Raw genomic sequence first — 576 nt, forward strand, 5'->3', positions numbered from 1 at the left:
CATCCCCATTATCATGCTTGTCTTATTAGCGAATGAGAACACCCGAGAGATCACAGTGACCACGCTTTCCGATTCTTTCTGGGCAGTATCTTGTTATGTCGCAGCAACCTTGGCGATTTATCATTACCTCTCCAACTTTATGTCGAAGACGAATCGCATCACTCAGCTCTATCATCGCTCTCGTCATCATCAGGTGTTTTTTGCAGCCCTACTCGGTGCGCTTCCGGGCTGTGGCGGCGCTATTGTTGTTACGACTCAATTTATTAGTGGACGAGTAGGATTTGGCGCAATCGTAGCCGTACTGACATCAACCATGGGCGATGCGGCATTCTTGTTACTCGCGGCAAAACCGTCCGTCGGCGTTGGCGTCGTCGCACTTGGCATTGTGGTAGGTACGGTTTCGGGTTTGATCGTCAACGCATTTCATCCTGATGATTTTCTACGCCCCGAGCCAAAGCAAGCGAGCGCCCACCACCATTGTTGTCAGCATCAAAGCGAGCGATACACGCCTTTAGAGCAACGTGCGATTAATCTTCAAGGCGCATTCTGGAAGTGGTTGATAATCCCTGCGAGCAT

1 protein-coding gene is annotated in these 576 nt (G+C 50.3%); it reads left to right on the forward strand.

The genetic code is table 11. The features are described 5' to 3' along the window. Position 1: 1 nt before the first annotated feature. Positions 2-576, forward strand: a 575-nt coding sequence (locus tag R7Z77_RS27230; RefSeq protein WP_318137289.1) for a putative manganese transporter, incomplete at its 3' end; no start/stop codon positions are given.

Source organism: Vibrio sp. 1401 (genome assembly GCF_033340295.1).